A 6,354-nucleotide genomic window follows, 5' to 3' on the forward strand; every position below is an offset into this window, starting at 1 on the left:
AACGCACGATGATTATGCTTGGCCAATGCGGTGCCGACGCTGGCCGATCAGATATATAGCACTTCCCCCGAAATGGCAGAAGGACATAAAAATGAATATCAACCCCCACGGTGATGCATCGCATTGCCGGACGGTGCTTTTGGTGGATGATGAAAAAATGGTTCTGGAGGTGGGCAAAGCCATACTTCAGCGTCTGGGGCATCAGGTCGTGACTGCCCTGAGCGGCGAGGAGGCCATCGAGCAGTTCAATCAGTACCGGGAATTCATTGGTTGTGTGGTCTTGGATCTGACCATGCCGGGCATGGACGGCAAGGCAACCTTCACCGCTTTACGCGAATTGAGCCCCCATCTGCCGATCATCCTCGCCAGCGGATTGAGCGTCGATCAAGTGATGAGCCAATTTGAAAGCGACTCACCCGCGTCGGTAATTCAGAAACCCTACCAGATAGCCGACCTTTCCGCAAAGATCGAAGCCGTTTTCACCAAGGATGCGTGAACAGCCCCGCCAAAACACACACGTCAAGCTCCGGCAATGCGCGCCACAGGTATCCCCATATACGCTCAGACATCGAATTTTGCTTTTATTTTGAAAACATGGGTGGCCGGCAAATTGAGTATTCGTGTCACACCGGTCTTGCGGGCAATCATCGACAGGTTCTCGACGATGCACGTCATGGATGGCGCAATAAAAGTAAACCACACATTGTAGGCATTTTCCCGCAGGTAATTATGGGTGACACCGGGGAAGGTGTTGACCGTCCGAGCAAACAGCTCCAACTTCTCTTCGGGTACCTTTGCCGCACACAGGGTGCTCACGAAACCCACCTTGCCGGGAACAAAATTGCCGCCAATCCGACGGATGAGGCCACTCTCCTTAAGCCGCGCAACCCGTTCGATAACAACGGCCTCAGATGCCTGCAGCTCCTCACCAATGACCGCGAATGGCTGCGGGGAGAGGGGAAAACGGGTCTGAATCCGATTGAGGATAGCCTTGTCCAGTTCGTCCAGCACGATTTCCATACCGACACCTTTCATACTTTTCCGTAGCTGTGCAACCCGGGTAGAAGGTTGACCCCGAAATAGGTAAACAACACTGCGGAAAATCCCAAAACGGAAAGATAGGCGATCTGCTTTCCCTGCCATCCGCGCATCAGTCGGGCATGCAGCAGCGTGGCATAGACAAACCAGGTGATCAGCGACCAGGTTTCCTTGGGGTCCCAGGACCAGTAGCTGCCCCATGCCGAGTTGGCCCAAACCGCGCCGGTGATGATTCCCGCAGTGAGGAACAGGAAGCCGAACAACACCATCCGATGGGTCAATTCATCAAGCACCTCGAGACGCGGGATGTGGCCAAGGATACCCGACGTTTTCTCTGGGTTGCGCGCCTTGATCAGGTACATGATACTGACGCCGAAGGCGACGGCAAAGGCGGCATAGCCGAAAAAGCAGGTGGCCACGTGGGCGATCAGCCAGTTGCTTTTCAGGGCCGGCACCAACGGTTGGATACGGTCACTGATATTCGGCGACAGGGATGCGTAGGCCATGGCCAGGAAAGCGATGGGGGTGACAAAGGCGCCGATCAGCGCTTTCTTGTACTTAAGCTCCATGAAGAGGTAGATCAGGCCGGCGGTCCAGGAAAAGAAGACCAGCGATTCATACAAATTGGAAAGCGGCGCGTGTCCGATACCCATTTGATAGGATTCCACCCAGCGCAACAAAATTCCCATCGTGGTGATCAACACGGCGGCCACAACGATCCAGCGGGCCACCAGGGTCAATCGGGATTTTCTGAAAATCAACGCCGCCAGGTAGAAAAAGGCGGCCAGGCCATAAACGAACGTTGCAATGGAAAGTAACGCTGAACTGCTCATGGTCGGCAACAATCTCCTTTGAAATGGATGGACCGATGACGATCGATGGTTTTGCCTAGGCCTTCGTCATGGTCCCGAAGATTTTCTCAATGACATTCTGCATGGCCAATTTGTTCCGGTTGGTGACACCGGCAAGGATTACCCGGCTGGTCTTCTGACGTCGTTCCAAGACAATGCAGACCTGCTGATGGGAGAGATAAAAGGTCACGAAGCAGCCGGCGATCATCATCACAAAACCAAAATAGACCAGCCCGACGCCGGGATCACGGGTAACCTGCAACCCGGTGTAGTAGCGCGGTTCGGCAGGTTTGGCGGCTGGCCCAGGCATCTCGGGGGAGCCGATTACGGAAATCACCACCGCGCCGCCCCGCATCTTGTCAAAATTGGCAAACTTAAGGGGCAGCAGCACCTCCACCGCCTGCCCGCCAGGAGGGGTGAGAAGGCCCTTGAGCGCCGCCCCCACCGCCATTCCGCGAAAGACCGCGTTGGCTTCGTAACCCACGAGCAGGAATTGGCCCAGCCCCTCGGGGATATCCACCGGCATGCCCACCTTCACCGAACGGGTATAGCTCATCCCCGAGGACTTGGAGGTAAAGCTGAGCGTGTAGCTGTCAGCCGGTCCGGGTGCCGGAGCCGCCGGTCGGGACACCTGCTCGGGCGGCAGCTGTCCGTAGCTGGACTGAAAGATATTGATGCCGCGGTATCGCAGGGGGTCATTGACAATGATATCCTTTTGAAGGACAGGCTTGCCACCCTCCAGAATCGTCAAGGTCGAGCGGTATTCCTTGGGAGCGCCATTCTTGTAGAGGGTCAGGTTGAAGTCATCGCAACGGATTTGAAAATCGAGGCGGTGGAGCGCGCCCGTGTTGCGAATCCGCACCACGTCGGTCGCCTCGCCTTCGGGAATCGTGACAAAGGCTTCAAAGCCGAAAAACGAGCCCACCAGTCCGCCCAGGATGAGGCAGATCACGCTCAGATGGACGATATAAACCCCCAGGCGCGAAAGGCGCCCTTTCTCTCCATAAATGACCGCCCCATCATCGTTGCGAATGACCTGGCAATGTCGGTAGCGATGCGTGATCAGGGTTCATAGACCCGAACCAGGTCGTCCACATCCCGTTTATCGTTCAAGGTACGGGCATCGGCCCGTTTGGAAAAACGCTCCGGCCGAACGATAGGATGACGGTTGAAAATCAGTTTCCAACTGCCTTGGAGCCGATCGATGGAACAGACCACAATGTTGATGGTCAGTAACATCATCAGGCCCTGGAACCACCAGGAGTGATACATATCGAGAAGCCCCAGGACATTGAGCAGTTGGTAGCGAAAGGCACCGTAGGCCTGGATATACGCCTCGGGATTTTGGTTCTGGGGGATCAGTGTCCCGATGATCGACGTGGCCGCCAGGGAAAGCAAAAGCACAATAGTCAGTTGAACCGAGCAAAAGAACTTCCAAAACGGATTCGCAGTCTTCAAAAACGCCTCCAGGCAAAACACTGAGTAAACCAAGCGAAAATGAGCGGCATCGGTGGCGATCGAAGCCACATTGCGTAAAAACCGGCACCTTCTGTCCTGCCGAGCCAGGGCATCGGATGGTCATGACACAACAGTGGGTAAACTAATGCGCGGCGCTGCCGATGTAAAGTCGGCCCCTTTTTTCGCTCTTTACCTTTTTTTTTTGCGCCTTATTTTGACAGAAATGGAAGGCGTATAAAAGCACAAAGTTATCGATTGATCATATGCTCCAAAGGGCCCCAGCATGCGTCCACGAAGGGGTGCTGCCGAGGGGGACCCGCCATCAAAAAAGATTTTCTTTTTACATCTGGCTATGCTAAACAGAACATAATAAAGAGAACATTCCAACGACATGGAGAACGACATGGAAGATTTCGAAACCCTGCTCGAAGGATCGGCCAAAGCCCACGGCCATCTGTGCGCCGGACAGGTGGTGGGCGTTCGCATGGCTATGTTGGGCTGCGATCTCATCGGTCTGGACAACCCCAGCCAGCTCCCCCAAATCAAAAAACTCATCGTCTATGTTGAAATCGATCGCTGTGCCACGGATGCCATCTCTTACGTCACCGGTGTCAAGCTGGGCCGGCGCTCCCTGAAGTTTGTGGATAACGGCATCATGGCGGCCACGTTTGTCAATCTGGAAAGTGGGATTGCCTACCGCATTGTCTCTACGGAATCCTCCCGGGAGCGGATCCATGAATACGCGCCGGAGATCACCGATCCCCGCCAGCAGCAAGTTGCGGCCTATAAAAGAATGCCCGACAATGTTTTGTTCGACATCATGCCGGTTCAGGTGGATGTTCCCGTCCACGACATGCCCGGCCCCACCCGGTTCAAGGTGCGCTGCGAATCCTGCGGCATCATGGTCCGGGACAAGAAAGAAGTCCTTCTCAACGGCAAGGTGCTTTGCCAATCCTGCGCCTATGGCCCCTACTATCAGCAGCTGGAAGCCAACGTACAACAGAAAATCGCTTAATGCCTCAGTAAAGGAACATGGACATGTGCGAAAATTCCCGAAACCGCCAATGGAACGGTGGAATGAACAAAATCAAGGTTGAAGAGGCCATTGGCACGCGCCTGGCCCACGACATCACCGAAGTCCGCCCCGGCGAATATAAGGGCGCGTCCTTCCGCAAGGGGCATAAGGTGGAAGAGACGGATGTCTGCCGCCTCATGCGTCTCGGCAAACGGCACCTCTACGTTCTCGATCTGAACGCGGACCAAGTCCATGAAGATGATGCGGTCGTGGAGCTGGCATCGGCTCTGGCCGGTCCGGGAGTGACGTTCAGCGGGTCCCCCGAGGAGGGAAAGCTGCAACTTCGGGCCGCCTATACCGGTCTGCTGAAAATCAACGTGCAAGCCCTGGAAGACTTCAATATGATCCCGGACGTCATGTGCGCCTCCATGCACAACAACGTGCCGGTCACCAAAGGTCAGATCGTCGCCGGCACGCGGGCCATCCCGCTGGTCATCCAGCGTTCCGTACTGGACCAGGCCGTGGACCTGGCCCGTGAAAAGGCGCCCATTTTCAGCATCAAAGCCTACCATCGCAAAAAGATTCGCCTGATCATCACCGGCAATGAGGTTTATGAGGGATTGATCGAGGATCGTTTCGAGGCGATTGTCAAAGAGAAGCTTTCCGCCTTTGGCGCCACGCTGGAAGAGACGGTGATCCTGCCTGATGACGTCGAAGTCATCGCCGATACGGTCCGCCGCTTTGCCGCCAACGACACGGATATGATCATTACCACCGGGGGCATGTCGGTCGACCCGGACGACGTCACCCGCCATGGTATCCGCCAGGCCGGTGCGGACAGCCTCTATTATGGCGCGGCGGTCCTTCCCGGAGCCATGTTCCAGATTGCCTACATGGGCGATTTGCCCATCGCGGGCATCCCGGCTTGCGGCCTGCACCACAAAACCACGGTGTTCGATCTGGTGCTTCCCCGGCTGCTCGCCGGTGAGCGGCTGGACGACCGCGACTTGGCACACTTTGCCGTGGGTGGCATGTGCCTGGAATGCCCGGTCTGCCGCTACCCGGCATGTTCAATGGGCAAGGCCCGCTGAACACGGCGCGCGCTCGCCATTGCGTTGATACCATTACCGGTTTCCGAGGACTTTCGGGTCAGATCTCGGAAAATGATCCGTTGGCTATTCGTTACCCATGGAACTGAACCAAAAGCTGTTTGATTGCATCGCCGAATCAGCGGCCGCCGTGCATGTTACCCAGGTCTGCATCGGCCTGGGCTACACGGCGGTCACCACCTCGGATGGCGGCATCGGCATCGCCGCCACGGGGATTTCCCTAAACAATTGCATGTCGGGAAATTTCGATATCCCCGACTATGAAGATCAGCCGGCCATGGCGTTGTTGCCGTCGATTTTTTCCGCCGATCCCATGGCCCGTACCATCGCCGTGGCTCTGATCAATGCCCTGAACAACGCAACGGCGTTAAGCCAGCCGCAGGACGTCGGCAACACCATCCTGTTCGATCGTTTCGGCATCCTCTCCGGTGCCCGGGTGGCCATGGTGGGTTACTTTCCACCGCTGGTAAGGTTTTTAGAATCCCATGGCGTGCCGCTGTCGATCGTCGACGATAACCGTGCCATCGGCGACAAACAAAAGTTTTACCGCCAACTTTCCGACTGGGCCGACGTTTTGCTCCTCACCGCTACCAGCATCATCAACAACAGCACCGAAGAGGTCCTCCTGCACGCCGGCCCCCGCCTCAAAGCGGTCATCCTGGGACCGAGCACGCCCATGCTCCCCGTGGCATTCAATCACCTGCCGGTCCACATGCTGGCCGGCACGGCCATTACCGACCTGCCCCAAACCCTTAAAATGGTTCGCCATGGCGGCGGTACCCATTCGCTGAAGACCATCAGCCGCAAGGTGTACCAACTGATCGGTTGACGGATTCGTCTCCGTTAGTATTCCCTCGGCGTCCGATTGATCTGATTCAAGGTA

8 protein-coding genes are annotated in these 6,354 nt (G+C 56.2%); 4 read left to right on the plus strand and 4 right to left on the minus strand.

The annotated features are described in order from the left end of the window. Positions 1–91 precede the first annotated feature (91 nt). Positions 92–496, plus strand: a complete 405-nt coding sequence (locus JCM12296_RS17125) for a response regulator (protein ID WP_054695663.1) — start codon at positions 92–94, stop codon at positions 494–496. A 65-nt stretch (positions 497–561) separates the two neighbouring features. On the opposite strand, the gene ahbA is transcribed toward JCM12296_RS17125, so the two are convergent. The 4 genes from ahbA to JCM12296_RS47625 are packed head-to-tail and all read right to left on the minus strand — an operon-like array spanning position 562 to position 3,347. Next, a complete protein-coding gene (gene ahbA, locus JCM12296_RS17130) occupies positions 562–1,035 on the minus strand; it encodes a siroheme decarboxylase subunit alpha (RefSeq protein ID WP_246804458.1) in 474 nt (157 codons plus the stop codon). Then, positions 1,032–1,871: a c-type cytochrome biogenesis protein CcsB gene (ccsB, locus tag JCM12296_RS17135; protein WP_054695666.1), complete on the minus strand. Its 840-nt coding sequence runs from the start codon at positions 1,869–1,871 to the stop codon at positions 1,032–1,034. The genes ahbA and ccsB overlap by 4 nt, the downstream gene beginning before the upstream one ends. A gap of 55 nt (positions 1,872–1,926) precedes the next feature. Then, positions 1,927–2,955, minus strand: a complete 1,029-nt coding sequence (locus JCM12296_RS47620) for a cytochrome c biogenesis ResB family protein (RefSeq protein WP_306304063.1) — start codon at positions 2,953–2,955, stop codon at positions 1,927–1,929. Then, positions 2,952–3,347, minus strand: coding sequence for a cytochrome c biogenesis ResB family protein (locus JCM12296_RS47625; RefSeq protein WP_172683945.1), 396 nt, complete (start codon positions 3,345–3,347; stop codon positions 2,952–2,954). Before JCM12296_RS47625 ends, JCM12296_RS47620 begins: the two co-directional genes overlap by 4 nt. Before the next feature lie 403 nt (positions 3,348–3,750). Here JCM12296_RS47625 and JCM12296_RS17150 point away from each other — a divergent pair, with 403 nt between their 5' ends. The 3 genes from JCM12296_RS17150 (at position 3,751) to JCM12296_RS17160 (ending at position 6,300) form a co-directional block, all read left to right on the plus strand. Then, positions 3,751–4,362: an FmdE family protein gene (locus JCM12296_RS17150; protein WP_054695677.1), complete on the plus strand. Its 612-nt coding sequence runs from the start codon at positions 3,751–3,753 to the stop codon at positions 4,360–4,362. 62 nt (positions 4,363–4,424) lie between these two features. Continuing rightward, the gene (locus tag JCM12296_RS17155; RefSeq protein WP_157067689.1) at positions 4,425–5,453 is read left to right on the plus strand and encodes a molybdopterin-binding protein; all 1,029 of its coding nucleotides are present in this window, start codon (positions 4,425–4,427) and stop codon (positions 5,451–5,453) included. Between the two features lie 97 nt (positions 5,454–5,550). Further along, positions 5,551–6,300 carry a DUF364 domain-containing protein gene (locus tag JCM12296_RS17160; RefSeq protein WP_054695681.1) on the plus strand — a complete coding sequence of 250 codons (750 nt, stop codon included), beginning with the start codon at positions 5,551–5,553 and terminating at the stop codon, positions 6,298–6,300. Positions 6,301–6,354: the final 54 nt, after the last annotated feature.

Origin of the sequence: Desulfosarcina cetonica JCM 12296 (genome assembly GCF_001311845.1) — a bacterium.
Lineage (GTDB): Bacteria > Desulfobacterota > Desulfobacteria > Desulfobacterales > Desulfosarcinaceae > Desulfosarcina > Desulfosarcina cetonica.

Bases quoted from the DNA above. Each gene is read 5' to 3' on its own strand.
- JCM12296_RS17125 (WP_054695663.1), top strand. From the start codon at position 92: ATGAATATCAACCCCCACGGTGATGCATCGCATTGCCGGACGGTGCTT.
- ahbA (WP_246804458.1), bottom strand. From the start codon at position 1,035: ATGAAAGGTGTCGGTATGGAAATCGTGCTGGACGAACTGGACAAGGCT.
- ccsB (WP_054695666.1), bottom strand. From the start codon at position 1,871: ATGAGCAGTTCAGCGTTACTTTCCATTGCAACGTTCGTTTATGGCCTG.
- JCM12296_RS17150 (WP_054695677.1), top strand. From the start codon at position 3,751: ATGGAAGATTTCGAAACCCTGCTCGAAGGATCGGCCAAAGCCCACGGC.
- JCM12296_RS17155 (WP_157067689.1), top strand. From the start codon at position 4,425: ATGAACAAAATCAAGGTTGAAGAGGCCATTGGCACGCGCCTGGCCCAC.
- JCM12296_RS17160 (WP_054695681.1), top strand. From the start codon at position 5,551: ATGGAACTGAACCAAAAGCTGTTTGATTGCATCGCCGAATCAGCGGCC.